The sequence below is a fragment of the Lentzea sp. NPDC102401 genome, from assembly GCF_044765805.1.
Lineage (GTDB): Bacteria > Actinomycetota > Actinomycetes > Mycobacteriales > Pseudonocardiaceae > Lentzea > Lentzea sokolovensis.
On sequence record NZ_JBIWKS010000001.1, the window covers coordinates 678,570 to 705,562 of the forward strand.

At 69.8% G+C, this 26,993-nt stretch carries 19 protein-coding genes; 10 read left to right on the top strand and 9 right to left on the bottom strand.

Translation table 11 applies throughout. The annotated features are described in order from the left end of the window. Positions 1-8 precede the first annotated feature (8 nt). The 3 genes from ACIRG5_RS03095 to ACIRG5_RS03105 are packed head-to-tail and all read left to right on the top strand — an operon-like array spanning position 9 to position 1,636. A complete protein-coding gene (locus ACIRG5_RS03095; RefSeq protein ID WP_402899279.1) occupies positions 9-782 on the top strand; it encodes an enoyl-CoA hydratase/isomerase family protein in 774 nt (257 codons plus the stop codon). A 12-nt stretch (positions 783-794) separates the two neighbouring features. Then, complete coding sequence (locus tag ACIRG5_RS03100) at positions 795-1,304, top strand: sigma-70 family RNA polymerase sigma factor (protein WP_402900876.1); 510 nt, start codon at positions 795-797, stop codon at positions 1,302-1,304. Beyond that, complete coding sequence (locus tag ACIRG5_RS03105; protein ID WP_402899282.1) at positions 1,301-1,636, top strand: anti-sigma factor family protein; 336 nt, start codon at positions 1,301-1,303, stop codon at positions 1,634-1,636. Before ACIRG5_RS03100 ends, ACIRG5_RS03105 begins: the two co-directional genes overlap by 4 nt. Positions 1,637-1,640: 4 nt before the next feature. On the opposite strand, the gene ACIRG5_RS03110 is transcribed toward ACIRG5_RS03105, so the two are convergent. From ACIRG5_RS03110 to ACIRG5_RS03135, 6 genes are all read right to left on the bottom strand, one after another. Continuing rightward, on the bottom strand, positions 1,641-3,599 hold the full coding sequence (locus tag ACIRG5_RS03110; RefSeq protein WP_402899285.1) for a family 43 glycosylhydrolase: 1,959 nt from the start codon (positions 3,597-3,599) through the stop codon (positions 1,641-1,643). Then, positions 3,596-5,233: a glycoside hydrolase family 27 protein gene (locus tag ACIRG5_RS03115; RefSeq protein ID WP_402899288.1), complete on the bottom strand. Its 1,638-nt coding sequence runs from the start codon at positions 5,231-5,233 to the stop codon at positions 3,596-3,598. Before ACIRG5_RS03115 ends, ACIRG5_RS03110 begins: the two co-directional genes overlap by 4 nt. 63 nt (positions 5,234-5,296) lie before the next feature. Beyond that, positions 5,297-6,751 carry a non-reducing end alpha-L-arabinofuranosidase family hydrolase gene (locus ACIRG5_RS03120; RefSeq protein WP_402899291.1) on the bottom strand — a complete coding sequence of 485 codons (1,455 nt, stop codon included), beginning with the start codon at positions 6,749-6,751 and terminating at the stop codon, positions 5,297-5,299. A 39-nt stretch (positions 6,752-6,790) separates the two neighbouring features. Beyond that, on the bottom strand, positions 6,791-7,804 hold the full coding sequence (locus tag ACIRG5_RS03125) for a cellulose binding domain-containing protein (protein WP_402899294.1): 1,014 nt from the start codon (positions 7,802-7,804) through the stop codon (positions 6,791-6,793). A 168-nt stretch (positions 7,805-7,972) separates the two neighbouring features. Then, positions 7,973-9,028, bottom strand: coding sequence for a LacI family DNA-binding transcriptional regulator (locus ACIRG5_RS03130; RefSeq protein WP_402899297.1), 1,056 nt, complete (start codon positions 9,026-9,028; stop codon positions 7,973-7,975). A 125-nt stretch (positions 9,029-9,153) separates the two neighbouring features. Next, positions 9,154-9,921 (bottom strand): FadR/GntR family transcriptional regulator, encoded by a 768-nt coding sequence (locus ACIRG5_RS03135; RefSeq protein WP_402899300.1) that lies wholly within the window; start codon positions 9,919-9,921, stop codon positions 9,154-9,156. Positions 9,922-10,219: 298 nt separating this feature from the next. On the opposite strand from ACIRG5_RS03135, the gene ACIRG5_RS03140 reads away from it, so the two are divergent. Continuing rightward, positions 10,220-12,595, top strand: coding sequence for an RICIN domain-containing protein (locus tag ACIRG5_RS03140; RefSeq protein ID WP_402899303.1), 2,376 nt, complete (start codon positions 10,220-10,222; stop codon positions 12,593-12,595). Between the two features lie 166 nt (positions 12,596-12,761). Here ACIRG5_RS03140 and ACIRG5_RS03145 read toward each other — a convergent pair whose 3' ends face one another. Further along, positions 12,762-14,144 carry a glycoside hydrolase family 6 protein gene (locus ACIRG5_RS03145; RefSeq protein ID WP_402899306.1) on the bottom strand — a complete coding sequence of 461 codons (1,383 nt, stop codon included), beginning with the start codon at positions 14,142-14,144 and terminating at the stop codon, positions 12,762-12,764. 502 nt (positions 14,145-14,646) lie between these two features. Between ACIRG5_RS03145 and ACIRG5_RS03150 the strand changes: the two genes are divergently transcribed. From ACIRG5_RS03150 to ACIRG5_RS03175, 6 genes are all read left to right on the top strand, one after another. Further along, on the top strand, positions 14,647-15,999 hold the full coding sequence (locus tag ACIRG5_RS03150) for an endo-1,4-beta-xylanase (protein ID WP_402899309.1): 1,353 nt from the start codon (positions 14,647-14,649) through the stop codon (positions 15,997-15,999). 77 nt (positions 16,000-16,076) lie between these two features. After that, entirely contained in the window at positions 16,077-17,450 is a 1,374-nt protein-coding gene (locus ACIRG5_RS03155; RefSeq protein ID WP_402899312.1) for a glycoside hydrolase family 43 protein, read from the top strand. After that, entirely contained in the window at positions 17,447-18,787 is a 1,341-nt protein-coding gene (locus tag ACIRG5_RS03160; RefSeq protein WP_402899315.1) for a PHB depolymerase family esterase, read from the top strand. Before ACIRG5_RS03155 ends, ACIRG5_RS03160 begins: the two co-directional genes overlap by 4 nt. Before the next feature lie 25 nt (positions 18,788-18,812). Further along, positions 18,813-21,647, top strand: coding sequence for a glycosyl hydrolase family 95 catalytic domain-containing protein (locus ACIRG5_RS03165; protein ID WP_402899318.1), 2,835 nt, complete (start codon positions 18,813-18,815; stop codon positions 21,645-21,647). Positions 21,648-21,692: 45 nt separating this feature from the next. After that, positions 21,693-22,988, top strand: a complete 1,296-nt coding sequence (locus tag ACIRG5_RS03170) for a cellulose binding domain-containing protein (protein ID WP_402899321.1) — start codon at positions 21,693-21,695, stop codon at positions 22,986-22,988. A 29-nt stretch (positions 22,989-23,017) separates the two neighbouring features. Then, entirely contained in the window at positions 23,018-24,304 is a 1,287-nt protein-coding gene (locus ACIRG5_RS03175) for a ricin-type beta-trefoil lectin domain protein (RefSeq protein ID WP_402899324.1), read from the top strand. Between the two features lie 554 nt (positions 24,305-24,858). On the opposite strand, the gene mmuM is transcribed toward ACIRG5_RS03175, so the two are convergent. After that, positions 24,859-25,749 (bottom strand): homocysteine S-methyltransferase, encoded by an 891-nt coding sequence (gene mmuM / locus ACIRG5_RS03180; protein ID WP_402899327.1) that lies wholly within the window; start codon positions 25,747-25,749, stop codon positions 24,859-24,861. A gap of 183 nt (positions 25,750-25,932) precedes the next feature. Continuing rightward, positions 25,933-26,958 carry a LacI family DNA-binding transcriptional regulator gene (locus ACIRG5_RS03185; RefSeq protein WP_319974708.1) on the bottom strand — a complete coding sequence of 342 codons (1,026 nt, stop codon included), beginning with the start codon at positions 26,956-26,958 and terminating at the stop codon, positions 25,933-25,935. Between the last annotated feature and the right edge of the window lie 35 nt (positions 26,959-26,993).

Genomic DNA, 26,993 nt, shown 5'->3' on the forward strand with positions numbered 1-26,993 from the left:
AGACCACTGTGGACTATCAGGACCTCGTGCTCGACGAGCAGGGCGGCGTGCTGACGGTGACCGTGCACCGGCCGCACGCCCGCAACGCCCTGTCCCAGCGGACTCTCACCGAACTGCGCCACCTGCTGTCGACCCTCTCCGGGCCCCGCGCGGTCCTGCTCACGGGATCGGAGGGACCCGCGTTCATCGCCGGCGCCGACATCCGCGAGATGGCGGCCATGACGCCCGAGGAGGGCGAGGCGTTCGGCGCGCTGGGCCAGGAGGTGACGTGCCTGCTCGAACGGCTCCCCGTCCCCGTGGTGGCCTGCGTCGACGGCTACGCGCTCGGCGGCGGCTGCGAGATGGCGCTGGCGTGCGACTTCGTCTACGCCACCCGCAAGGCCGTGTTCGGGCAACCGGAGGTGCTTCTCGGCCTGATCCCCGGTTTCGGGGGCTGCGTCAGGCTGTTCCGGCGGGTCGGGGTGGCGCGGGCCCGCGAGATGATCTACTCCGGCCGGCGGGTGGACGCGGCGGAGGCGCACCGCACCGGGCTGGTGAACCAGGTGTTCGACACCCGCGAGGAGATGTTCGCCGCCGCACGGCTCGTCCTCGCCGACATCGCCGCCAACTCGCCCACCGCGGTCGCCGCGTGCAAGTCGGTGATCAACGCCGCGGACGGTCTGCCCGTCGGACCGGGGCTGCACGTCGAACTCGAGGCGTTCCGGCACGCCTTCACCACGGACGACATGCGTGAGGGCACAGCGGCGTTCCTCGGCAAACGCTCCCCGGCGTTCCGCGCCTAGGCGGGGTGCGTCATCAACGACGACCACATCGCCCTGTTGCGCGCGCTGCACGACGGCCACGCCGCCGCCCTGTGGCGCTACGCCCTGCGGCTGACCGGGGACGAGCAACTCGCCGAGGACATCGTCCAGGAGGCGCTGCTGCGCGCCTGGCGGCATCCCGAGGTGCTGGAGCAGGGTTCGTCGGCGTCCAAGGCGTGGCTCTACGCGGTGGCGCGCAACTACGCCATCGACGAACGCCGCAGCGCCCGTGCCCGGTGGGAGGTGGAGTCGGAGAGTCCGCCCGAACGGTCGCGGGCCGACCACACCGACTCCACGCTCGACGCCTGGCTCGTCGCCGACGCGCTGTCCACGCTCAAACCCGAGCACCGGCTGGTGATCGTGCGGGCCTACTACCGCGGCGAGTCCATCGCCGAACTCGCCGACGCGCTGGAAGTACCGCAGGGCACGGTGAAGTCTCGGCTGCACTACGGCCTGCGGGCGTTGAGACTCGCCCTGCAGGAGAACGGGGTCACGGGGCGGTGAACACACCGGATCCGTTCCGGGAGTGGGACGGCGCCTACGTCCTGGGCTCGCTGTCGACCGCGGACCGGCTGGCCTACGAGCAGCACCTCGCGCAGTGCGCCTCGTGCGAGCGCGAGGTCTGCGGGCTCGCCGGGATGACGGGCCTGCTGTCGCGCGTGCCGGAGGCGTGGGCGGTGCAGTCGCTGGAGACCGGCCCTGAGGTGCCCGCCGCCGTCCTGCCCCGGCTCGTCCGGGCCGTGCGGCGGCGTCACCTCGTGGTCACGGCGGCGACGGTTCTCGTCGCCGCCGTGACCGGTGTGATGCTCGGCGTGCTGTTCTGCTGCTACCTCTGACCTGTCAGGGAGTGGTCAGCTCGAAGCGCTGCACCCCCACCGAGCCGCCGAGCGCCTGCGTGGCGTGGTTGAAGATGCCGAACCGGTAACCCATGAAGAACTGCCAGTCGCTCTTCAGCGTGAAGCCGCTGCCGAGTGACGTGAAGTTCACGCCGTCGGTGCTGTAGGAGAACCGGGCCTGCCGTCCACTGCCGGGACGGATGTCGGCGTTGGCGCGCAACCAGATCCGGGTGCCGGTGAGGTTCGCGCTCGCGACCTCGGTGCCGGTGCCGGTGGTGTTCCAGTTGCTGTCCATGGTGAGGCCGTTGACCATGACCACGCGGTTGCGGCCGCTGTCGCGCTTGACCCCGATCCACGCCGAGGAGTCGCGCAGCATCGCGAGTCCGGTGCGGTCACCGTCGCGCATCGACGCGAGGTCGAGTGTGACGGTGGCCGTGGAGGTCGGGCCCTGTATTCGGTGGGTGAGGGTGTTGCGGGCGTTGTACAGGTCGTTGGTGACGGTCGCGGTGGACAGCCGCAGACCGTTGTCGACGCTGTACTTCGTGGTGTCCGGGTTGTGGTTCCACTCCCATTGCGGCCCGAGTTTCGTGCCCTCGAAGGTGTCCACCCCGGTCATGGGTTTGACCTGGCGTGGTGGCGCGGGCAGGTTGGGCATGGGGTAGTTCGCGCCCCAGCCGCCGTTGACGGTGGTGATGCGCGGCCAGCCGTCGGAGGTCCAGGTGATCGGCGCGAGCACCGGCACGCGGCCGCCGGGGTAGGCGTCCACGAAGGCCATGTAGTACCAGTCGCCGTTCTGCGTCTGCACCATGCCGCCCTGGTGCGGCACTCCCCCGCCCTGGATCGGCGTGGGCATGTTCAGCAGCACCTGCTGGACGGTGTAGGGGCCCCACGGGCTCGACGACTTGAGCACGTACTGGCCGTTCGCGGGCCTGGTCAGCCAGATGTAGTAGCTGCCGTTGCGCTTGTAGAACCGCGCGCCTTCCAAGGTGCCGATGTTGGACGGCGTCTGGAAGACCTGCTGCGAACGGACTTCCGACTTCCCGTCCGCTGAGAGCTGCGCGACGCTGATCGTGGTGTTGCCGTACGCGACGTACATCGTGTCGTTGTCGTCGACCAGCATGCCCGCGTCGTAGTAGCACTTGTTGATCGTGGACAGCTTCGACCACTGCCCGTCCACGGCCGTGGCGGTGTAGATGTGGGTCTGGGCGAAGTCGACGCACCCGCCCCAGTAGAAGGTGTTGTTGCTCTTGCGGTGGTTGAGGAACGAAGCCCAGATCCCCCGCACGTACCCCCTGCCGCCGTTGAGGTCGTACTTGGAGCCGAAGTCCAGGCGTGGCACGGAGTGCCCGGCGAACTCCCAGTTCACCAGGTCGTAGGAACGCAGGATCGGCGCGCCCGGCGAGTAGTGCATGGTCGACGCCGAGTAGTAGTACGCGTCGCCCACTCGGATGATGTCGATGTCCGCGAAGTCCTGCCACAGCACCGGGTTGGTGAACGACGCCGGCCGGGGTGTCGACGTCGTCGTGGTCGTTGTTGTCGTGGTGGTGATGGTCGGATCCGTACCGCCGTTGCAGGTGGTTCCGTTGAGACGGAACGACACCGGGTCGGGGTTGGCGGAGCCGGACGTGGCGTTGAACCCGAACTCCACCTTGCCGCCGGAGGGCACGGATCCGTTGTAGGAGGCGTTGCGCGCGCTGACCTCGCCGCCGCTCTGCGTGATCACCGCGTTCCAGTGCTGCCCGACCTGCTGACCGGAGGCGTACGCCCACTCGAGCGTCCAGCCGGTGATCGCGTCACCGGTGTTCGTGATGGACACGGACGCGCCGAAGCCGCCCTGCCACTCGGAGGTCTTGGTGTAGGTGACCGAACAGCCGGGAGCGGCCTGTGCGGTCGTGCTCGCGGCCAGTCCGGCAGCCACCAGCGTGAGGGCGGACACCGCCGCCGCGACGGGAGCCCATCTCATGATCGTGACCACCTCTGGTTGGTCTGGCCGTTGCAGGTCCACAGCACCAGCTTCGAGCCGTTGGCGGTCGCGGCCCGTTCGACGTCGAGGCACAGACCGGCGTTCGTGTTGCGCAGCGTCCCGTCGGAGCCCAGCGTCCAGCGCTGGTTCGCCTGGCCGTTGCACTGCCAGACGATGACCCTCGTGCCGGTGGCGGTGCCCTGGTCGTAGGCGTCGAGGCACTTGTCGCCGAACACGCGGACCTCGCCGTTGGTCCAGGAGGTCCACCGCTGGGAGGCCGGCGTGAGGCAGTCCTGGATCACGACCGCGGCCCCGGCCGCCGTGGAGCCGTTCTCGACGTCCAGGCAGCGGTTCGACCCGGCTCCGCGCAGCCGCGAGGTGGTGTTCTCCAGCGGGCTGCCGCCGGTCACCCGGAACGCGGTGACGCCGTGTGCCGCAACGGTCGCGGAGATCGCACCCGACGTGCTGGACGTGCCACCGGTCCAGAGGTCGGTCAGCGTGAAACCGCTGCCGGACAGGCCGATCTGGGCAGCCGTGGTGGCGATGGTCGCCGTGCCGCCACCCCGGTTGAACAGGCCGACGGCGACCGAGCCGTCCGCGAGCGGCTTGGCGAACACCTCGGTGGCGCCGTCGTCACGCACTCGCCGCCCGCCCGCGCCAAGACCGTCCTGGTTCACGGCGATCAGGCGCTGGTTGCGCAGGACGGCGCTGACGTCGGCGGACATGGTGCGGATGTCGTTGCCCGCCATGAGGGGCGCCGCCATCAGCGACCACAGCGTGAAGTGCGACCGCGACTCGGTGAGCGTCAGGCCGGGCCGTCCGACGACGAGCATGTCCGGGTCGTTCCAGTGGCCGGGACCGGCCTGCACGGCGAGCGGGGCGGTGATGTCGACGACGTTGCCCACGCCCATCGGGTAGCTGTTGGTGTTGCCGTTCTGCCAGATGTCCAGCAGGTCCTCGGTGGTGCGCCACAGGTCGGCGACCTCGCTCCAGTCGTACCTGTCGCCGGTGGGAGCGTGGAAGCTGTTGGAGTTGATGCTGTAGACGATCGGGCGGCCGGTGGCGCGCAGGGCGTCGCGCATGATCGTGAACCGGGCGATCTGCTCGTCGCGGGTGCCGGCGCCCGAGCACCAGTCGTACTTCAGGTAGTCGACGCCCCACGACGCGAAGCTCCGCGCGTCCTGGGCCTCGTGCCCTTTGCTGCCGGTCGAACCGGGGTGGGCGCCGGTGCCCTGCGCGCACGTCTTCTCGTTCGGCGCCTGGTAGATGCCGAACTTCAGGCCGCGGCCGTGGATGTAGTCGCCCAGCGCCTTCATCCCGCTCGGGAACTTCGACGGGTGCGCGCGCAGGTTGCCGGAGGAGTCGCGCTGCGGGTCGAACCAGCAGTCGTCCACGACGACGTACTGGTAGCCGGCGTCGCGCATGCCCGACGACACCATCGCGTCGGCGGCCTGGCGGACCTGGCCCTCAGTGATGCCGCAGCCGAAGCTGTTCCAGCTGTTCCAGCCGAGCGGCGGGGTCAGCGCCGGGCTGCCGGGAGCGGCGGGCGCGGCGGCGGGGTTCGCGGTGACGGTCGCCATCGCCGCCAGCAGGACGGCGGCGAGACGCGTGAGTTTCCTGGACCAGGAGGGCATCGTTGCCCCTTTCTCGCAGGGGGACGCCGCCGGTGCGCGTGCCCGGCGGCGTCGGTCCCGCACTCAGCAGGTCGAGTTGGTCTGGGTCAGCAGGCCGAGCCGCCAGGGCAGCCGGTTGTAGTCACCCCCGGCGTTGGGATCCATGCCCTGGTAGAGATAGCTGAGCTTGCAGGGGCTGATCTCCATCGTCTGGTCGACGTTCGTGCGCACCATCTCGCCGTGACTGATGTCGCGCGTCCACTGTCCACCTGGGAACGTCACGTTGTTCGCGCGGGCGAACGGGTTCGACTCGCTCTCGGCCAGCCCCGTCCACGGACCGGCGATCGAGGGAGCGGTCCAGGAGCGGAACCAGCGGCGGCCGTCCGAGCCGATCGCCTCGTGCACCAGGAACCACTGGTTCTTCCCGGCGATCTTGTAGACGTTCGACGCCTCGAACAACCTGTTGCGGTTGCTGTCCTGCAGGGCGATCACCGTGTTGGTGAAGCCGTTCGGGAACTGCGCGAGACTGGTCTCCGACCGGTAGAGGTGGCCGTTGTCGTCGGAGGAGAACAGGTAGCACTTCCCGGTGTCGCACACCATCCAGAAGTCGACCCAGTAGCCGTTGCCGATGTTGTCGCGGATGATCTGCGGCATTCCGTTGGCGTAGAAGTTCTTCGGCGTGGACCACGAGGCCGGGTTGGAGATGTCCGTGGTCGTGGAGTACGACGCGTTGGACCCGGTCTGGTAGACGAGGTACCAGAGGCGTTGCGGCGCGAAGTAGAACACCTGCGGCGCGGCCCGGTACCCGGCACCGACGCCGGAGCGGTCGAGGTAGTAGTGCGGTGCCGACGACGCCTGGGACCAGTCGCTGAAACTGGTGTACATCAGGTTGTAGCCGTTGGTGTAGGTGGACGCGAAGACGTGGTACTTGCCGTTGTAGTACACGACGCTCGGGTCCTTCACCGCGACGTTCGCGTGCGTGGCGTCCGGCTTCGGGCTGATCAGCGCGCCGCTCGAGTTCCAGCGGAAGCTCGACGGCAGGCTGCCCACCGGCGGGTTGCCCGTCGTGGTCGTGGTGGTCGTCGTCGTGGTGGTGGGGCCGACGTCGCCGGTGCACAGGGTTCCGTTGAGCGTGAACGCCGTGGGGTTCGGGTTCGTCGAACCGGTGGAGGAACCGTTGAACCCGAACTCGACCTTGCCCCCGGTGGGGATCGTCGCGTTGTACGAGACGTTGCGCACGGTCACCTCGGTGCCCGACTGGGTCGCCTCGGCGTTCCAGGCCTGCTTCACCTGCTGGCCGGCGGAGAAGCTCCACGTGAGCGTCCAGCCGTTGACGGCGTCACCGAGGTTGGTGACGCTGACGTTCGCGGTGAAGCCACCGTCCCATTGCGACGGTGCGGAGTAGGTCACCGAACAGCCCGGCGCGGCGGAGGCGGGAGGCACCGCCACCGCGGCGAGCGCGGACACCGCGATGAGCGGCACGGCGGCGACGGCCGTGAGCCGGGCTCGTCGTGATGTGAACAATCGTGCGAAGAACATGATCACCCTTCGTCGTCGGAGGGAGCGGAGAAGCAGGGATCACGCGCTGGCGCAGGTGGCGGTTCCGACCGCCGCCACACCGGAACCGGACGCCAGGAAGCCGAACGTCGTCGAGGCGCCGGGGTTGATCGAGCCGTTGTACGGGGCGTTGGTGACCGTGACCGAACCGCTGGCGACACCACCCCAGATCTGCGACACGGTGTGCCCGTTGGGAAGCGTGAACTTGACGGTCCAGCCGGAGAGGGCGGACGCGGTGGGGTTCGCGACGGTGACCTCGGCCTGGAAACCGCCGTTCCAGTGGCCCGTGACGCTCGACGTGGCGGTGCAGGTGCCGCCGGGCGAGGGAGGATCACCGATGCTGCCGGGAACCGAGGACAGCGCGGCGAACCAGACGGCCGCCATCTTGCTGTAGCCGGCGGCGTTCGGGTGGATGCCGTCGGGCAGGTCGGAGATGGGCACCGCCGGGTACATGTCGACCACGTGCACCCGCTTGCCCGCCGCGGCTTTCGCGCGCAGCAGCGGGACGATGGCGGCGTTGTAGCCGCGTACGGTGGCGTCGGCGAACCGGATCGGGATGATGGTCGAGACGAACACCTCGGCGTTCGGCGCCTGAGCGGTGATCTTGTCCACCAGCGCGGAGAGCCGGCGGGGTGCGCCAGCCGGGTCGCTGCCGTACATGTCGTTGGTGCCGATGTGCAGCAGGATCGTGCGCGGGGTGTAGGTCCTCAGCCAGTTCACGACGTTCGCGTCGACCTGCGCGATGGTCCAGCCGGGGTGCCCCTCGTGGTTGCGGTCGGGCATGGAGCCCGGCCCGTCCGCGAGCGAGCCCACGAAGTCGACGGTGCGTCCGGCGGCACGCAGCTTCGTGCCGAGGTCGAGGCGGTAGCCACCGATGGAGCCGCCTTGGGTGATGGAGTCGCCCAGCGGCATCACCCGCACCGGGTCGGCGGTGACGGCCTGAGGGTCCACAGTGGACTGATCGGCGAGGGCGGGCGACGCGGCCAGCAGAGTGGCGATCAACGCACCGCACAGCGCTTTGAGCGGGCTCGGCATGATGAGCCTTTCGACGAGCGGTCAGCGGCGGGGCGGCTTCCAGCAATGTAGAAGACCCCGTCACGCCGGGTCAAAGCTAAATGTGAGCGCTAACTTTTAGCAAAAAGACGCGTGCAAGCGTTTAAACCGCAACCAGCCACCTTCGTGCTGTTAACGCGAACAACGCGCTCACCGCTGCGGCGGCGCGACCGAGCCGCCCTCGCGCACCGGCATCGGCACCCGGTGGACCAGTGGGGGCCGGACGCCGCGCCCCCGCCGTGTGAGCATCCCGACCAGGACCTCGACCGCCTGCACGCCGAGCTCGTGGTGGGGCAGGGCGATGGTGGTCAGCCTGGGCCGCATCCACGAGGCGACGGGGTGGTCGTCGAATCCCAGCACGGAGACGTCGCCCGGCACCGAGAGCCCTGCTTCCCCGAGTGCCTGGTAGGCCCCGAAAGCCAGGCGGTCGTCGAAGCAGACCAGCGCCCTGGGCAGGTGGTGCCGCAACAGTTCCCTGGTCGCGTCGTACCCGTCCTCCGGCGTCCACGTGGGGCAGCGGTGCGCGCTGACCACCTCGATGCCCGCGGCCGCGAACACCTCGCGCATCCCGATGAGGCGCTGCACGGCCGCGATGCTGTGGGGCGGGACGTCGTAGGGACCCGGTCCCGCGCCGATCAGGTGCACACCGTGGCGGTGCCCGGCCTCGACGAGGACATGTGCCGCCGAACGACCGCCCTGCACCTCGTCGGACACGACCGACGGAATGCTCGAACGGGCCCCGGCGGTGGCGTTGAGCAGCACGGCAGGCCCGCGGTGCAGGCCTTCCGGCACCGCGATGGCCCTCGTGTGCGTGGTGGCGTAGACGATGCCGTCCGCACGCCGGTCGCGCATCGCCTCGACCAGCGACCGCTCGAGTCCGACGTCCCCGCCGGTCTCCCCGGCGAACAGCATGAACCCGTGCCGATAGGCGGCTTCCACCGCGCCCTTCACCACCTCGCCCGCCAGTCCGGAGGAGGTGACGGTGTCGAGCACGAACCCGATCGTCCGCGACGGTCCCGGACGGGGCCCGCCCACCAGGGCGGCGCGCCGGTAGCCCAGCTCCCTGGCCGTGGAACGGACCCTCTGCTCGGCGTCCTCGGAGATGCGCAGTTCGCGGGCGCGTCCGGTCAGCACGAGCGACGCCGTCGTCACCGACACCCCGCTCGCCGCCGCGACGTCGGCCAGGGTCACGCGAGTTCGTCCCACCGCAGCTCCGCCTCCCGTGCTGTACGGGCCCGACCGCGTTCCAGTCGGATGTTCCACGAAATGGTTGTGGTCACACGCCTTCCGCCTAACGGCCCTGGCGGAGGGGCCGTCGCGCGACGAGCGGTCTACCGCTTCAGGCGGCCGGGGTCCCCCGCCTCTCCGCGGCGCACGAGCCAGGCCTCGGTGATGTGGGTGAACATGGCCTGGGCGGCACCGGCCTCGTCGCGGGCGGCGATGCGTTCGCAGATGCGGCGGTGTCCCTGGTTGGACGCCGTGCACATGTCCCGGCCGCTGCGGCCGTGGTAGCCGGCGCTGCCCAGCACCTGCCTCTCCAGCGAGCGCACCACGCCACGGGCGATGCGGTTCCCCGAGGCCTGCATGATCGTGTCGTGGAACAGGCGGTCGTGCTCCTCGTAGGTGGCGGTGTCGCCGACGAGCCCGTCCATCCGGTCCACCAACGCGCGCAACCGGTCCAGGGCGTCCTGGTCGGCGATGCGCGCGGCGACCCGCGCCATGTCCGACTCGAGCAACCGGCGGGTCACCACCACGTCGTCGAGGATCGCGAGGCTCTCGTCCTCGTCGACGGCGGCGGCGAGCACCAGCTCGTCGAGCATGTTCCACTGCGCCATCGGGGTGACCGTGGTGCCCGCGCCCTGGCGCACCCGCACCAACCCCTTCTCCTGCAGTACCTTCACCGCCTCGCGGATCACCGTCCTGCTCACCGAGAAGGTCTCGCACAGCACGGGCTCTGGCGGCAGTGTGGCTCCGGGGACGTAAGTGCCGCGCACGACGCGTTGCACCAGCTCGGCGGTGACCGCGGCGGCCAGGTTCACCGGTCTCCGCGTCCATCCGGGGATCGCGGCCGCACCCTGCTCCGGACGTGTCACCGACATCTCGCCTCCGTTGCGCCGCAACCTGTTGCCAGGACCCGACAGTATACGTAACACCATTGACGTCACACGTCATACGAGTTACGTTCGCGTTGTTCCTGAGCCGGCCCGGACGCCGGTCCTCCTGTCCACGGGCCCCGTCCGCACGCCCCGTTCCACGGTGCCGTCGCCGCGAAGTCCTCCGCCCGACGCCGGCACGTTCCCCGGCGGGCTCGACGAACCCGAACGTCCACACAGGACACGAGCTGTCCCGTCCGCCGCAGCGGGAGAGGTGATCAGGCCACACCCACCAGGAGGTCACTTGTCCACGTCCTCGTTCCCCGCTGTGCGCGGGCGGATCGCACTCGCCGCCTCGGCGGCGGTGATCGCCGCCCTCGCCCTCGCTCCCCCAGCCTCCGCGGCCACCACGACCCTGTACGCCTCTCCGTCGGGCACCGGCACGGCCTGCTCCGCCGCGGCGCCGTGCTCGTTGACCGGCGCGCAGGCCGCGGTGCGGTCCCTCAACACATCGATGTCCGGTGACATCGTGGTGGAGCTGGCCGACGGGACCTACCGGCTCACCGCGCCGTTCCGGCTCACCGCGGCGGACTCCGGCGGCAACGGGTACCGCGTGCGCTGGCAGGCGGCCCCGTCGGCGCGTCCCGTCATCAGCGGCGCCAGGGCGGTCACCGGGTGGTCGCTGGCCGACGCCGGCAAGAACATCTGGCGGGCCAGCGTCGCCGCCGGTACCGAAAGCCGCCAGCTGTACGTCAACGGTGCTGTCGCCACCCGCGCGCGGACCCAGGTGAACCGCGCCGACTTCACGTTCACCGACACCGGCATGCGCTTCTCGAACGGCGCGCTGAACTACCTGAACAACCTGGCGAACCAGAACCGCGTCGAGGTGGAGAGCGTCAACTCGTTCACCGACCGCTACTCGCCGGTGCAGAGCATCGCCGGGAACTTCCTCACGATGCAACAACCCGCGTGGAACAACAACACCTTCGGCTACGACACGCTCAGCAAGCCGCACCGGGCAGGGCCGCTGTACCTGGCGAACGCGTACGAGTTCCTCGACGCGCAGGGCGAGTGGTACGTCAACCCCGGCGCGGGCGCGCTCTACTACATCCCGCTCGCCGGGCAGAACATGAGCAACGTCAACGTGGAACTGCCGGTGTTGCAGTCGCTGGTCAACGTCGGCGGCACCTACGACGCCCCGGCGCGCGACATCACGTTCGGCGGCATCACCTTCACCGGTACCTCGTGGCTCGGGCCCAGCGGCAACCAGGGGTTCGCCGACCAGCAGACCGGCGCCTACATGGCGGGCAACCAGAACTGGCCGGCCGACCGGATCAACTCGTGCCAGCAGGGTTGCGCGCAGTTCGAGGCGGTGCGGCCGCACTGGTCCCAGATGCCCGCGGCGGTCCAGGTCTCGGCGGCGAGCGGCATCACCTTCACCGACTCGCAGTTCGTCAACCTCGGCCAGACCGCGATCGGCATCGGCAACGACGCCAACGCGCACGCCAGCGGTGTGGGGCTGGGCGCGTCCGGCATCACGATCACCAGGTCGGAGATCGCCCGCAACTCGGCGGGCGGCGTCGTGGTCGGCGGCGTGCGCGCCGACGCGCACCACCCGAGCGACCAGCGGATGGTCAACCGGGACATCACGGTCAGCCACAACCGCATCCACGACCTCGCCGTCGAGTACCGCGGCAACGTGTCGGTGCTCAACACCTACGTCACCACGGCGACCGTGTCCCACAACGAGATCTACAACATGCCGTACTCCGGCCTGTCCCTCGGCTACGGCTGGGGCGCCAACGACGCGGGCGGCAGCAACCACTACGCCAACCGCGGTCTGTACAACTACCAGCCGCGGTACTCGACGCCCACCACCGCGTCGAACAACAAGCTCATCAACAACTACGTCCACGACGTCATGCAGCAGATGACCGACGGCGGCTGCATCTACACGCTCGGCTGGAACCCGAACGCGGAGATCAGCGGCAACCACTGCCTGCGCACCAACGGGTGGTTCGGGCTCTACTTCGACGAGGGCTCCAAGTACTACCGCGCGACCGGCAACGTCTTCTCCTCCACCGGAACCTGGGCCACCGCCAACTACTGGGGCGGCGAGAACATGGGCAACTGGACCCTCACCGGCAACTGGTCGACCAACAACAGCACCAACGTCACCAACGGCGACCGCGGCAACGTGGTCAACGGCAACGTCGTGGTCTCAGGCGGAAACTGGCCGTCCGGCGCCCAGGCGGTGATCGCCAACGCAGGACCGGGCGGCACCGGGGGCGGCGGCCGGGAGAACGTCACGGTCGTCGGCGGTCAGTCGAACCGCTGCCTCGACGTCGCCGGCACGAGCAACAACACCCAGGCAAGGCTCTGGGACTGCAACGGCGGCGCGAACCAGCGCTGGAACCACACGGCGAGCAGGCAGCTCACCGTGCAGGGCAAGTGTCTCGACGCCTCCGGCGGAGGAACCGCCAACGGCACCGCGGCGATCCTCTGGGACTGCCACGGCGGTGTGAACCAGCAGTGGAACGTCAACGCCGACGGCACCATCACCGGTGCGCAGTCGGGGCTGTGTCTCGATGCCAGCGGCAACGGCACCGCGAACGGCACGCTGATCCACCTCTGGGCCTGCCACGGCGGGACGAACCAGCAGTGGAGCCTGCGCGGCTGAGCACAGCCAGTGGTGTGGCTCGGAAGGTCACAGGGCGAGTTCGCGGCCAGACGGGTGCGTCGCGGCGCCGCGAGGCGCTCCCCTGAGCGTGAACCACCCAGCCGGCCTTCCGAGCCACACCACCGGGTCCCCGCACCGACCGGTGCGGGGACCCGTCCACGTCACCTCAGGAGCAGGCGACGCCGTTCAGCACCGCTGACGAGAACGGAGGCGTGCCACCGTTGTAGTTCGCGTTGAACCCGATGCTCAGCTGCGCACCGGCGCCCAGCGAACCGTTCCAGGACGTGTTCGCCACGCGGACCTCGTCGCCCGTGTCGGTCCACGTCCCGTTCCAGCCCTGCGTGACGGACACGCCGGGAGCGGAGAACGAGAACGTCCAGCCGTTGATCGCCTGGCCGCGGTTCTCGATCACGATCTCCCCGGTGTAGCCGCCCTGCCACTGGCTGACGACGCGGTGGGTCGCCTTGCAGCCACCGCCGGGGTTGCCGCCGCCCGAGGTGGTCGTCGTGGTGGTCGTGGTCGTCGTCGTGGTGGTCGTCGTCGTGATCGGGCCCGCCGCCATCGCGAGCTCGTAGGCGCGCTGCGGCACGAACTGACCGGCCGGCCCGATGCAGCCGTCGGACTCACCCGGCAGCTTGACCCACAGGAACGCCTCGATCTTCGAGTCGCCCGTGTTCGTCGTGCTGGGCGTGCCGATCGCGCGTCCCGCCGGGTCGCACCACTCGCTGCCGGCGGGACCGTTGCCGTTGCGGCTGGTGTCGACCACGGCCTTGAGGCGGCTGTCGCCGACGGCGTTGAGCACGTTCTTCGCGAAGTTCACCTCGTCGGAGCTGGAGCGGTAGTTCGACACGTTCGTCGAGATGCCGTCGGCGCTGTTGGAGATGTCCGCGCCGCGCAGGCGGTTCGCGGCCTCCGACGGGCTCAGCCACGCCGAGTGCCCGATGTCGAAGTACACCTTCGCCTGCCCGGAGCCGGACTTGAGCTTCTTGCCGGCGTAGGCGATCGACGCCTTGGTCTGGTTCTGCTGGTCCGCGCTCTGGCAGGTGGTCATCAGCGGCAGCACGTCCGGTTCGAGCACGATCGTCGCCGGACGGCCGGCCAGTCCCGCGGCCACCTCGTCCACCCACGCCCGGTAGGCCGCGTGGGAGGAGGCACCGCCGCCGCTGGCTCCTCCACAGTCGCGGTTGGGGATGTTGTAGACCACCAGGATCGGGATCTTGCCGGCGGAGGCCGCCGCGCCGACGAACGAGCTGATCTCCGACCGCACCGTCGAGGTGTTGGTCGTGGTGTACCAGCGCGCCTGCGGAACCGACGCGATGCGGTCGCGGATGACCGCGGCCCGCGAGTCTCCCGGGTTCGCGGCGACCCACTTGGCGCTCGAACTCGACGGGTCGACGTAGAACGCCGACTCGGCCGCGCTGACGGTCGTGCCGCCGCTGACCACCAGGGCGGTGACCCCGGCGACGAGCGCGCTCGCGAGCAGGCCCGCGCCCGCCGCGCGCCTGCCCGGTGCCGTCGTGTCTCCTGGGGACGGAACAGTTGCTGTCATTCAGGTCCTCGCAGCGTCGTTGCTGATGGGAAAGGGCGCGATGCATGAGAGCGCTCTCATAAGCGGCACGCAGGTGTGCGGCCGCGCAGCCGAGCGCCGGCCCGGTTCGGGCCGGCATCGCGGAAAAGCGAATACGAGTTCGGGCCAACGTAGCCTCGGAACACCGTTCCGTCAACGCTAAAATTGTTAGCGCTAACTTTAGCAAAATGGAGTTTCAATGCCGTTCGATGAACGTGTTCAAACGGTTTGACGTTTACACTGGGAGCGCTCCCCTACATTCGTACGCCGATCGAGTCAACTTGGCGTCGAATTCGACAACGCCTGCTTGTGAGCGTGAACACCCGGCTGCCACACTCGGGGACGGCAACAGCGGCGACGACGGGAAAGTGCACCGTCAATCACTTCACCGCTCACCGGATCCGGCCCTGGCGCACCGGCTCCGGCCAACCGTCCTGCCCATCACCACCCTGCGGTCGGGGTGTTCCTTGCGAAAGCGTGAATGATGAAACTGACATCGAGGTCAGTGTCACTGATCCCTCTCGTGGCGACAGTCGCGGCGGCGGTACTCGGCGCCTCTCTGATCGTGACGGCCACGGCCAACGCGGCGACCACTCTCGGTGCCGCCGCGGCCCAGTCGGGCCGCTACTACGGCACCGCCGTCGCGGCGGGAAAACTCGGTGACTCGACCTACGTGAACATCCTCAACACCGAGTTCAACATGGTCACCGCCGAGAACGAGATGAAGTGGGACGCGACCGAGCCCAACCGCGGTCAGTTCAACTACTCCGGCGGCGACCGCATCCTCAACCACGCGGTGAGCAACGGCAAGCGGGTGCGCGGGCACGCGTTGTTGTGGCACCAGCAGCAGCCCGGCTGGGCCCAGGGCCTGAGCGGTTCCGACCTGCGGCAGGCCGCGATCAACCACGTCACCCAGGTCGCCACCCACTACCGCGGCAAGATCTACGCCTGGGACGTCGTCAACGAGGCGTTCGCCGACGGCGGCAGCGGTGGCCGGCGCGACTCCAACCTCCAGCGCACCGGCAACGACTGGATCGAGGCCGCGTTCCGCGCGGCCAGGGCGGCCGACCCCGGCGCGAAGCTCTGCTACAACGACTACAACACCGACGGCATCAACGCGAAGTCCACCGGCATCTACAACATGGTGCGCGACTTCAAGTCCCGCGGCGTGCCGATCGACTGCGTCGGGCTGCAGGCCCACCTGACCAACAACGCCCCGTCCGACATGCAGGCGAACATCCAGCGCTTCGCCGACCTCGGCGTCGACGTGCAGATCACCGAGCTCGACATCGCCGGTTCCAACCAGGCCAACGCCTACGGCGCGGTCACCAGGGCATGCCTGGCCGTCGCCCGCTGCACCGGCATCACGGTGTGGGGCATCCGCGACAGCGACTCGTGGCGCACCGGTGAGAACCCGCTGCTGTTCACCAGCTCGGGCGCCAAGAAGGCCGCGTACAACTCGGTGCTCGACGCGCTGAACGCGGGCGGCCCCGGTCCGACGACGTCCACGACGACGACCACCACCACCACGACCACCGACCCCGTTCCGGGCGGCTGCATCGCGTCGGTGTCGCTGAACCAGTGGAACGGTGGTTTCGTCGCGACGATCAAGGTCACGGCCGGCTCCAGCGCCCTGCGCGGCTGGAGGGTCACCACCACGCTGTCGAACGGCACGGTCACCAGTTCGTGGAGTGCCAACGGAAGCGGCACCAGCGGAAGCGTCACCTGGTCCAACGTGGACTACAACGCCAACGTGCCCGCGGGCCAGTCCACCGAGTTCGGCTTCCAGGGCAACGGCAGCGGATCAGGACTGAACCCGTCCTGCGCCGCGAGCTGACTCCCGCACCACACGAACGGCAAGCTCCGGCGGACGAGCGATCGTCCGCCGGAGCGGCCCTGCCCCGGGAGACGACAATGGTCACGAGAAGAAGGCTTTGGGCGAGCATCGCCCTGGTGGTGGGCACGATCCTGACGGTGGTCTCGCCGGTGAAGGCGGACAACCCGATCGTGCAGCACATCTACACCGCCGACCCCGCACCGTTGGTCCACAACGGACGGGTCTACCTCTACACCGGGCACGACGAGGACGGCTCGACCTGGTTCACCATGAAGGAGTGGCGGGTCTGGTCCTCGGCCGACATGGTGAACTGGACCGACCACGGTTCTCCTCTGAACCTCGCCTCGTTCAGCTGGGCGAAGCAGGACGCGTGGGCGGGCCAGGCCGTGGAACGCAACGGCAAGTTCTACTGGTACGTCCCCGTGGTCACGAAGGCCACCGGACGCCCGGCCATCGGAGTCGCCGTCGCCGACAGCCCCACCGGCCCGTTCCGCGACGCCCTCGGCCGTCCCCTGGTGGAGAACGGCGAGATCGACCCCACGGTCATGATCGACGACGGCGGTCAGGCGTACCTGTACTGGGGCAACCCCAACCTCTCCTACGTCCGCCTCAACACCGACATGATCTCCTACTCCGGCGGTATCAACAGGATCCAGCTCACCACGGCCGGTTTCGGCACCCGCACCGGTGACCCGAACCGGCCCACCCTCTACGAGGAGGGTCCCTGGGTCTACAAGCGCAACGGCCTGTACTACAACGTCTTCGCGGCCAAGTGCTGCTCGGAGTTCATCGCCTACTCCACCTCGCCCGGACCGACGGGGCCGTGGACCTACCGCGGCACCGTGATGTCCACGCAGGGCAGCAGTTTCACCAACCACCCCGGCGTCATCGACTTCAAGGGCGGCTCGTACTTCTTCTACCACAACGGCGCCCTGCCCGGCGGTGGCGGCTTCACCCGCTCCGTCGCCGTCGAGAAGTTCACCTACAACGCCGACGGCACCATCCCGTCCCTCACCATGACGACGGCCGGACCACCGGCGGCGGACACCCTCAACCCCTACGCACGCCAGGAAGCCGAGACCATCGCGTGGGGCAACGGCATCGAGACCGAGCCCTCCAGCGAAGGCGGCATGAACGTCGGCTTCATCAACAACGGTGACAACATCAAGGTGAAGAACGTCGCGTTCGGCAACGGCGCCTCGACGTTCACCGCCCGCGTTTCGTCGACCGTCGCGGGAAGCTCCGTCGAGGTGCGCAGCGGCAGCCCGACCGGTGCTCTCGCGGGCACCTGCTCCGTGCCCAACACCGGCGGCTGGCAGACGTGGACCACGGTCTCCTGCCCGGTGAACGGGCTGACCGGCACACGTGACCTCTACCTGAGGTTCAGCGGTGGCAGCGGCTATCTGCTCAACATGAACTGGTGGCAGTTCACCGGGGGGAGCTCGTCATGAGCAACGTGAACTCCAGCGGCCGGACGGGCCTCGACGGGCTCGGTCTCGCCGGCATCATCGCGGCCGTGCTGGTGCTGATCGCGGCGGTCGCGCTCTCACTGGTGCCCCAGCCGGCCCAGGCCGCGTCCTTGGTGCGCGTCACGAACTTCGGCACGAACCCGACCGGCCTGAACATGTACGTCTACGCGCCCGACCGGCTCGCGGAACGTCCCGCGCTGCTCGTGATGGTGCACTACTGCACCGGTTCCGCGAGCGCGGTGCACAACGGCGGCGGGCGCGACTACGTGACCGCCGCGGACCGCAACGGGTACGTGATCATCTACCCGGAGGCGACGCGAGACGGGCACTGCTTCGACGTGTCGACCCAGAACGCGTTGCGCCGCAACGGAGGCAGCGACTCCACGGGAATCATGTCGATGGTGTCGTACGCGCGCCAGCGCTACAACGTGGACCCGGAGCGCATCGTCGTCTCGGGCATCTCGTCCGGCGCGATGATGACCAACGTGCTGGCCGCCGAGTACCCGGACGTGTTCAGCGCCGGGGCGGCGTTCGCCGGTGTTCCGGCCGGCTGCTTCGCGACGACGGACGGGTCGATGTGGAACAGCCAGTGCTCGGGCGGGAACCTGCTGAAGACCCCGCAGCAGTGGGGTGACCAGGCGAGGGCGATGTACCCCGGCTACACCGGCCGCTACCCGCGGATGCAGCTGTGGCACGGCACCGCCGACACCACGCTGGCGTACCCGAACTTCGGTGAGGCGCTCGACCAGTGGACGAACCTGCACGGGGTGAGCAGGACACCGACGTTCACCGACCAGCCCCAGTCGAACTGGACCCGCACCCGTTACGGCACCGGCACACCGGCCGTCGTAGAGGGGATCAGCGCCCAGGGCACCGGCCACGACGTGCCGACCGCGGGAATGGTCGCGCAGGCCATCACCTTCCTCGGCCTGGACCGCCCACCGACGACGACCACCACCACAACGACCACAACCACCACCACGACCACACCGCCGCCGTCTCAGGGCTGCACGGTCAAGGCCGTCGTCAACGCCTGGAACACCGGCCTCACCGAGACGATCACCATCACGAACACGTCCTCGGCACCGGTGAACGGCTGGACGCTGCAGTTCACGCTGCCAGGCGGACAGACCGTCACGGGTGGCTGGAGCGCGACCTACTCCCCCGCCACCGGCCAGGTGACGGCCAGGAACGTGGACTACAACGCGCAGATCCAGCCCTCGGCCCAGGTGTCGATCGGCTTCCAGGCCACGCACACGGGCAACAGCTCACCCGCGGACGGGTTCACGCTCAACGGCGTGCGTTGCGCCGTGGCCTGACCGCGCACACCACTGGAGGACCGGCATGTCCGAACTGAACCGCCGGCAGCTCATGAAGCTCAGCGCGGGTGTCGCGCTGACGCAGGCGGGGTGGATCGCGAGCCCCGCCTCCGCGGACGTGCGCGCAGCCGGCGACCTCTCGCTCTGGTACGGCGGACCGGCCGGGAGCGACTGGTTGCGCGCACTTCCGATCGGCAACGGGCGGCTCGGCGCGATGGTGTTCGGCAACACCGACACCGAACGCCTTCAGCTCAACGAGGACACGGTCTGGGCGGGCGGGCCGCACGACTACACCAACCCGCGCGGCGCCGGAGCCCTCGCCGAGATCCGGCGGCTCGTGTTCGCCGGCCAGTGGACGCAGGCGCAGTCGCTGATCGACCAGACCATGCTCGGCAGTCCCGCCGGGCAGCTGGCCTACCAGCCGGTCGGCGACCTGCGCCTGACTTTCCCCTCCGCGACCGCGTCGTCCTACCAGCGGTCGCTCGACCTCACCACTGCGACGACGGTGGTGACCTACACGGCGAACAACGTGCGCTACCAGCGCGAAGTGTTCGCCAGCGCGCCGGACCAGGTGATCGTGATGCGCCTGACGGCCCAGACGCCCGGCTCGATCTCGTTCACCGCGTCGTTCAGCTCGCCGCAGCGCACGAACACGTCCACAGTGGACGGAACGACGATCGGGCTGGACGGGATCTCCGGCACGCAACGCGGCATCGCGGGCACCGTCCGGTTCCTCGCGCTCGCCAGGGCGGTCACCGAGGGTGGCACCGTCAGCAGTTCCGGCGGCACGTTGCGCGTCACCGGCGCGAACGCGGTGACGGTGCTGATCTCCATCGGCAGCGGCTACGTCGACTTCCGCACGGTCAACGGCGACTACCAGGGCATCGCCCGCGCTCGCCTGAACGCGGTGCAGGGCATCGGCTTCGACACCCTGCGGGCCCGGCACGTCGCGGACTACCAGGCGTTGTTCGGGCGCGTGTCGCTCGACCTCGGGCGGACGGCGGCGGCCGACCAGCCGACCGACGTCCGGATCTCCCGGCACGCGAGCACGAGCGATCCGCAGTTCGCGGTGCTGCTCTTCCAGTACGGCCGCTACCTGCTGATCTCGTCGTCGCGCCCCGGCACGCAACCGGCGAACCTGCAGGGCATCTGGAACGACCAGATGGCACCGTCGTGGGACTCGAAGTACACCATCAACGCGAACCTGCCGATGAACTACTGGCCGGCGGACACCACCAACCTCGGCGAGTGCCTCCAGCCGGTGTTCCGCATGATCAACGACCTGACCGTCACCGGGGCCCGCACCGCGCAGTTGCAGTACAACGCGCGCGGCTGGGTCACCCACCACAACACGGACGCCTGGCGCGGTTCCTCGGTCGTCGACTTCGCCGCGGCGGGCATGTGGCAGACCGGCGGGGCGTGGCTCTCGACGCTCGTCTGGGACCACTACCTGTTCACCGGCGATCTCGAGTTCCTGCGCACGTACTACCCGGCGCTGAAGGGCTGCGCGCAGTTCTTCCTCGACACGCTGGTCACCGAACCGAGCCTCGGCAACCTCGTCACCAACCCGTCGAACTCGCCGGAGCTCAACCACCACACGAACGCCAGCGTCTGCGCCGGGCCGACGATGGACATGCAGATCCTGCGCGACCTGTTCGACGGCTGCGCGAGCGCGTCCGAGGTGCTCGGCGTCGACGCCGAGTTCCGCACCCAGGTGCGCACGGCGCGGCAGCGGCTGGCGCCGACGAGGGTCGGATCGCGGGGCAACGTGATGGAGTGGCTGTACGACTGGACCGAGACCGAGCGCAACCACCGGCACGTCTCGCACCTGTACGGCCTGCACCCGAGCAACCAGATCACCAAGCGCGGCACTCCCCAGTTGCACGCCGCGGCCCTGCGCACCCTGGAACTGCGGGGTGACGCGGGCACCGGGTGGTCGCTCGCGTGGAAGATCAATTTCTGGGCCCGGCTGGAGGAGGGCGCCAGGGCTCACGACCTGCTCCGGTCGCTGGTGACGACCGACCGCCTCGCGCCCAACATGTTCGACCTGCACCCGCCGTTCCAGATCGACGGCAACTTCGGCGCCACCTCCGGCGTCGCGGAAATGCTGCTGCACAGCCACAACGGCGAGCTGCACGTGCTGCCCGCGCTGCCACCGGCCTGGTCCGCCGGCAGCTTCGCCGGGCTGCGCGGGCGTGGTGGGCACACCGTCGGCGCGACCTGGGGGGCCGACGGTGCCACCACCCTGTCCGTGACGCCGGACCGGGACGGCACGGTGAGGATCCGCAACCGGGTCTTCGCCGGCACGTTCGAGCTGCGCGACACGACGAACGGTGCCGTGGTCGAGCACGCCAAGCCGGAAGCGGACGTCGTCACGTTCTCCGTCCAACGTGGACACACCTACCGCGTGACGGGTCAGGTCTCCGGTCCAGGGGTGCGCCCAGGCGTCTACTACCGGCTCGTCGCACGGCACAGCGGGAAGTACGCCGACGTCAGCGGCGGGTCCACCGCGGCAGGAGCGTTGCTGCAGCAGTGGTCCGCGACCAGCGGGCTGAACCAGCAGTTCGACTTCCTCGACTCCGGCAGCGGCTACTACCGCGTCCGGGCCCGGCACAGCGGCCTGGTGCTCCAGGTCGCGAGCTCCAGCACCGGCGCCGACATCACCCAGCAGCCCGACACCGGTGCGACGAGCCAGCAGTGGCAGGTGGTCGACCACGGCGGTGGCGTGATCAGCCTCGTCAACCGGCAGAGCGGGCTCGCCGTGGACGTCTGGGAGGCATCGGCCGCCGACGGTGCCCGGCTGTCCCAGTGGAGTCCGACCGGCTCCACCAACCAGCGGTTCCAACTCCAGCAAGCGTGACGAGCGAAGGGACGACGATGTTCCACCTGCACAAGGGGTTCTGCCATGTCGCGGCATAGGTCCGTGCTCGCGGCGGCCGTCGCGAGCGCCGTGGCCTTCCTGGGCGCGGCGGGCATCGCGCTGGGCGGCCAGGCCGCCGGGGAGACCGGCACGGCCGCGGCGACGGCGGGGTGCGGCAAGCCACCGGCGCTGACGAGTGGCCAGCACACGATCAACAGCGGTGGCCAGAACCGCTCGTACATCCTGCGGCTGCCAGCCAACTACGACAGCAACCGCCAGTACCGGCTGTTCGTCGGCTTCCACTGGCGGGGCGGCACCGCGAACGACGTCGACTCCGGTGGCAGCGACGGCTACAACTGGTCCTACTACGGGTTGCGACGGCTCGCCGACGCCGAGAACAACGGCACGATCTTCGTGGCGCCGCAGGGCAACGGCAACGGCTGGGCCAACCCCGGCGGCCAGGACCTGAGGTTCGTGGACGACCTGGTCAGCCTCCTCGACTCGGGGCTGTGCATCGACACGACCCAGCGGTTCGCCGGTGGCTTCAGCTACGGCGGCGGCATGTCGTACGCGGTGGCCTGCGCCCGCGCCAACGTCTTCCGCGCCGTGGTCGCCTACTCGGGTGCGCAGCTCAGCGGTTGCGACGGCGGCAACCAGCCCATCGGGTACATGGGCATCCACGGTGTGAGCGACAACGTGCTCGGCATCGGACTGGGCCGCGGCCTGCGCGACACGTTCGTGCGCAACAACGGCTGCACCCCGCAGAACGCTCCCGAGCCCGCCGCGGGCAGTCGCCGGCACATCGTCACTAACTACAGCGGCTGCCGGGCGGGGTATCCCGTGGTGTGGGCCGCGTTCGACGGCGGCCACACGCCCGGCCCGATCGACTCGGGCGGCGACGGCTGGCGGACCTGGACGTCCGGTGAGGCGTGGAAGTTCCTCACCCAGTTCGCGGGCGGCGGCGGCCCGACGAGCACCACCACGACGACCACGACGACCACGACCACCCCGCCTCCCGGTGGCGCGGCCTGCCGCGTGGGCAACGTGATCAGCGCCTGGAACAACGGCCTGACGTCGAACATCACCATCACGAACACCGGTTCCTCGCCGATCAGCGGATGGTCGCTGGTCTTCACCCTGCCCGGCGGGCAGACGATCACGTCCGGCTGGAGCGCCACCTACTCCCCCAGTTCCGGGCAGGTGACCGCGAAGAACGTCCAGTACAACGGCGACATCGCGCCGAACGCGTCGATCACCGTCGGCTTCCAGGCCACGCACACCGGCAACAACTCGGCGCCGGCCTCGTACAGCCTCAACGGCAACACGTGCTCAGTCGCCTGACCGTCACTACAGGGAGCGCGAACAAACCCATGCACCAGCACAAGAAGTGGTGGCTCACCGCGGTGGCCGTCGCCGCACTCGTCCTCTCCGGCGTCAGCATCGGCACCGCTGCCGCTGCCCCGCAGACACCTCTCGCCGCGACGCCTGGCTGCGGCAAGGCCCCGACCCTGCGCAGCGGCACGCAGACGATCCAGAGCGGGGGCAAGAGCCGGTCGTTCGTCCTGAGCGTCCCGGACAACTACGACAACACCCGGCAGTACCGCCTGGTCTTCGGCTTCCACTGGTGGGGCGGCACGATGAACGACGTCGCCTCCGGCGGGAGCGACGGCGACGTCTACGCCCACTACGGGCTCCGGCGGCTGGCGAACAACAGCGCGATCTTCGTTGCGCCGCAGGGCCTCGGCAACGGCTGGGCCAACTCCGGCGGTGAGGACGTCACGTTCGTCGACGACATGCGCAACCGGATCGAGAACGACCTCTGCGTCGACACCACGCAGCGGTTCGCTCTCGGCTTCAGCTACGGCGGCGCGATGAGCATCTCGCTCGCGTGCTCGCGGCCGACCGTCTTCCGCGCGATCGCCGCCATCGCAAGCCCTGGCGAGATCAGCGGATGCGCGGGCGGCACCGCACCCGTCGCGTTCATGGGGATCCACGGCGTCGGCGACAACATCGGCTCCGGCCGCGGCCAGCGGGACAGGTGGGTGCGCAACAACGGCTGCCAGTCCCAGAACGCACCGGAACCGGCGGCCGGCAGCCGAACGCACATCACCACCACCTACACGGGCTGCCGGGCCGGGTACCCGGTGGTCTGGGCACCGTTCGACGGAGGCCACCAGCAGGGACCGGTGGACGGCTGCGCCGGTTGTGAGAGCGGAGCCCGCAGCTGGGTGAAGACCGAGGTCTGGAAGTTCTTCACCGGCGACACCACTCCCGCCCCGACCACGTTCCGGCTGCGCGGCGAGGCCTCGGGCCGCTGCCTGGACGTCAGCGGCGCCAGCACGGCCAACGGCGCCCCGATGGTCGTGTGGGACTGCCACACCAACGCCAACCAGCAGTTCACCCGCACCGGCCAGACCCTGCAGGTCCTGGGCAAGTGCCTGGACGCCCCCGCCAACGCCACGGCGGGCACCGCGGTGCGACTCTGGGACTGCCAGGGCGGCACGAACCAGCAGTGGAACGTCAACACCAACGGCACGATAGGCAACGCCCAGACCGGGCTGTGCCTGGACGTCAACGGCGCCGGCACTGCCAACGGCACGGCCGCGATCGTGTGGACCTGCCACGCAGGCGCGAACCAGCGCTGGTCGCAGGTGTAGGCCGCGTCCCGCGGCTCAGTTCGATGTGGCTCACGGGCGAGAGGCCCGGAGGCGGTGCCGCCGAGACGACCTCACGGGCGTGTCCGGTCGTTTCGGCGGTGCCGCCGCCGGGTCACTCGCCTGTGGCCGTCGTGGACGAGGCCCGCGGGACGTCGTTTGGCCGAACGGAGGGCTTCCACCGACCTGGAGTCGGCGGAAGCCCTCTCACCGTGAACGCCCACACCGGGTTTCTCGTTCATCACCACCGCGCACGAGACCGCACCGGGTATCCCTCGCACGGACGAGCGGCTTTCACCGGTCCCGAGCCGGCGGAAGCCCTCTCACGTGAGCGCCCGCACCGGGTCCTGGTTCGTCACCACCGCGCACGAGGCCCCACGGGGCGTCCCTCCCTCGCACGGACAAACGACTTTCACCAGTCCCGAGCAGCGGAAGCCCTCTCACCGGAACGCCCACACCCGGTCCCTGGCTCATCACCGCGCACGAGACCGCACCGGGCATCCCCCGCCCGAACAAGCGACTTTCACCGACCTGAACCCGGCGGAAGCCATCTCAGCTCACCGCCGCAAGCCCTCCGCCAGCACCGCGATCGCGTCCGGCCCGGTCCGGCAGCACCCACCCACCAACCGGGCGCCACCGTCGACCCACCCCTCGGCCGACGCGGCGAAACCGGCCCCGTCACCCGACCACGACCGCGCCGCCGCGTCCCACTGCTCGCCGCTGTTCGGGTACACCACGACCGGCAGCCCGATCACCCGGCGCGCCACGGCGACCGCGTCCGCCACGTCCTCCGGTGCGCAGCAGTTCACGCCTACGGCGATGACCTCGTCCACTCCGGCCGCGACCGCGAACGCCTCCTCCAATGGCTGGCCCGCGCAGGTCCGGTCGCCGCGCACGGTGTAGCAGAGCCAGACCGGCACGCCGCTGCCGCGCACCACCTCCAGCACGGCCTCGGCCTCCTCGACGTCGGGGATGGTCTCGACCGCGAGCACGTCCGGGCCCGCCTCGCAGAGCGTCGAGATGCGAGGGGCGTGGAAGCTGATCAGTTCCTGCCGGCTCAGGCCGTAGCGGCCGCGGTACTCCGAGCCGTCCGCCAGCACCGCGCCGTACGGGCCGACCGACGCCGCGACCCAGCGCGATCCGTCCACTTCGGACGCGGCAGAGCGGGCGAGCTCCACGCTGGACCGCAGCAGTCGCGCCGTCTCCGCCTCGCTGATACCGCGGCGGGCGAAGCCCGAGAAGCTCGCCTGGTAGCTCGCGGTGATGGCGACCTCGGCGCCCGCCCGGTAGTAGGCGAGGTGCGCCGCGCGCACGGCGTCCGGGTCGGTGAGCAGCAGCCGGGCCGACCAGAGCTCGTCGGACAGGTCATGCCCGGCGAGCTCCAGAGCTGTCGACATCCCGCCGTCGAGCACGACCGCCCTGTGTGCCAAAGCCTCTGCCAGTTCCATCCCGGCGAGTCTACGGACGCCGGGATGATGGGGAGGGGTGCGCGACGGCCGCTCCGCCGTGGTGTCGCGCACCCCTCCGGGACGATCTTCAGGGGCCTCCGCGTGTGCGCGCCGCATTTCCGCACGCGCGGAGGCCGTCCCAGTGACCGCCCGTCCTGCCCCGGCCCGCCGACGGCGGACCGGTCAGCCTGTCGCGCCGCGGTGTGCGGCGTGGTCCGGCGTGCTCGCCCGACGGGAAAGCCTGGGCGGCAACAACATCAACGGTGGTGGCTGCTTGCCCTCCAGCTTGGCGACGAGCAGGTCGACCGCGTGCCTGCCGAGCTCCTCCGCGGGCAGGCGCACCGAGGTGAGCAGCGGTGACGTCTGCTCTGCCAGCTCGTCCGGGCAGATCGCGACCACCGCCACGTCGCCGGGGACCTGCCGGCCGGCCGCGCGCAGGCAGGTGGTGATCCAGCCGAGCGCCGCCTCGTTGTGCACCACCAGCGCCGTCATCGACGGGTGTGCGCGGATCAGGGCCTTGGTCGCCCTGAGCACCGAGTCGTGGTCGCCCTCGACGGCCAGTGCCGTCGCGGCGACTCCCCTGCGCATGGCGGCCGCGCTGAAGCCGTTCATGGTGCGGTGGGCGAAGCCGGTGCTGCGCCGGTAGACGGCACTCGGCGCGCCGAGGAAGCCGATGGACCGGTGCCCCAGGTCGGCGAGGTGGTCGACGCACTTCGCGCCCGCGGCCTCGAAGTCCAGGTCCACGCAGGTGAGTCCGCGCGCGGCTGCCGGATGTCCGATGAGGACGGACGGTTTGGACAGCTGCCGCAGCAGCGGCACGCGGTCGTCGTCCATCTCCACGTCCATCACGAGGAACCCGTCGACCTGCGCGCTGTTCGCGGCCCGGCGCAGACCTGCCGCGCCGTCGTCCGCGGTCATGAGCAGCAGGTCCATGTCGTAACGGCGCGCGGTCGTCACCGCGGCGGTGACGAAGCGCATCACCGCGGGCAGGTGGGTGCCCGCCCGCAGCGGGAGCACCAGCCCGATCACGTTCGTCCGGCCCGCCGACATCGTGCGGTCCGAGGCGTGCGGCTGGTAGCCCAACGCCCTGATGCTCTCGCGGACTCTCGACTTCGTGTCCGCGGAGATCGACCGCTTGCCCGTGAGGACGTAGGAGACCGTGCTCGGGGCTACCCCGGCGTGCCTTGCGACGTCGGCGATGGTGACCACACAGCCTCCTTTCGCGCTTGCGCTCAGTGAGCGTG

What these genes read in the sequence shown, in the direction of transcription:
- ACIRG5_RS03120 (WP_402899291.1), bottom strand. Translation starts at nt 6,751, where the DNA reads ATGTTCTTCGCACGATTGTTCACATCACGACGAGCCCGGCTCACGGCC.
- ACIRG5_RS03165 (WP_402899318.1), top strand. Translation starts at nt 18,813, where the DNA reads ATGTCCGAACTGAACCGCCGGCAGCTCATGAAGCTCAGCGCGGGTGTC.
- ACIRG5_RS03170 (WP_402899321.1), top strand. Translation starts at nt 21,693, where the DNA reads ATGTCGCGGCATAGGTCCGTGCTCGCGGCGGCCGTCGCGAGCGCCGTG.
- ACIRG5_RS03150 (WP_402899309.1), top strand. Translation starts at nt 14,647, where the DNA reads ATGAAACTGACATCGAGGTCAGTGTCACTGATCCCTCTCGTGGCGACA.
- ACIRG5_RS03115 (WP_402899288.1), bottom strand. Translation starts at nt 5,233, where the DNA reads ATGCCCTCCTGGTCCAGGAAACTCACGCGTCTCGCCGCCGTCCTGCTG.
- ACIRG5_RS03135 (WP_402899300.1), bottom strand. Translation starts at nt 9,921, where the DNA reads ATGTCGGTGACACGTCCGGAGCAGGGTGCGGCCGCGATCCCCGGATGG.
- mmuM (WP_402899327.1), bottom strand. Translation starts at nt 25,749, where the DNA reads ATGGAACTGGCAGAGGCTTTGGCACACAGGGCGGTCGTGCTCGACGGC.
- ACIRG5_RS03110 (WP_402899285.1), bottom strand. Translation starts at nt 3,599, where the DNA reads ATGAGATGGGCTCCCGTCGCGGCGGCGGTGTCCGCCCTCACGCTGGTG.
- ACIRG5_RS03155 (WP_402899312.1), top strand. Translation starts at nt 16,077, where the DNA reads ATGGTCACGAGAAGAAGGCTTTGGGCGAGCATCGCCCTGGTGGTGGGC.
- ACIRG5_RS03160 (WP_402899315.1), top strand. Translation starts at nt 17,447, where the DNA reads ATGAGCAACGTGAACTCCAGCGGCCGGACGGGCCTCGACGGGCTCGGT.
- ACIRG5_RS03175 (WP_402899324.1), top strand. Translation starts at nt 23,018, where the DNA reads ATGCACCAGCACAAGAAGTGGTGGCTCACCGCGGTGGCCGTCGCCGCA.
- ACIRG5_RS03145 (WP_402899306.1), bottom strand. Translation starts at nt 14,144, where the DNA reads ATGACAGCAACTGTTCCGTCCCCAGGAGACACGACGGCACCGGGCAGG.
- ACIRG5_RS03125 (WP_402899294.1), bottom strand. Translation starts at nt 7,804, where the DNA reads ATGCCGAGCCCGCTCAAAGCGCTGTGCGGTGCGTTGATCGCCACTCTG.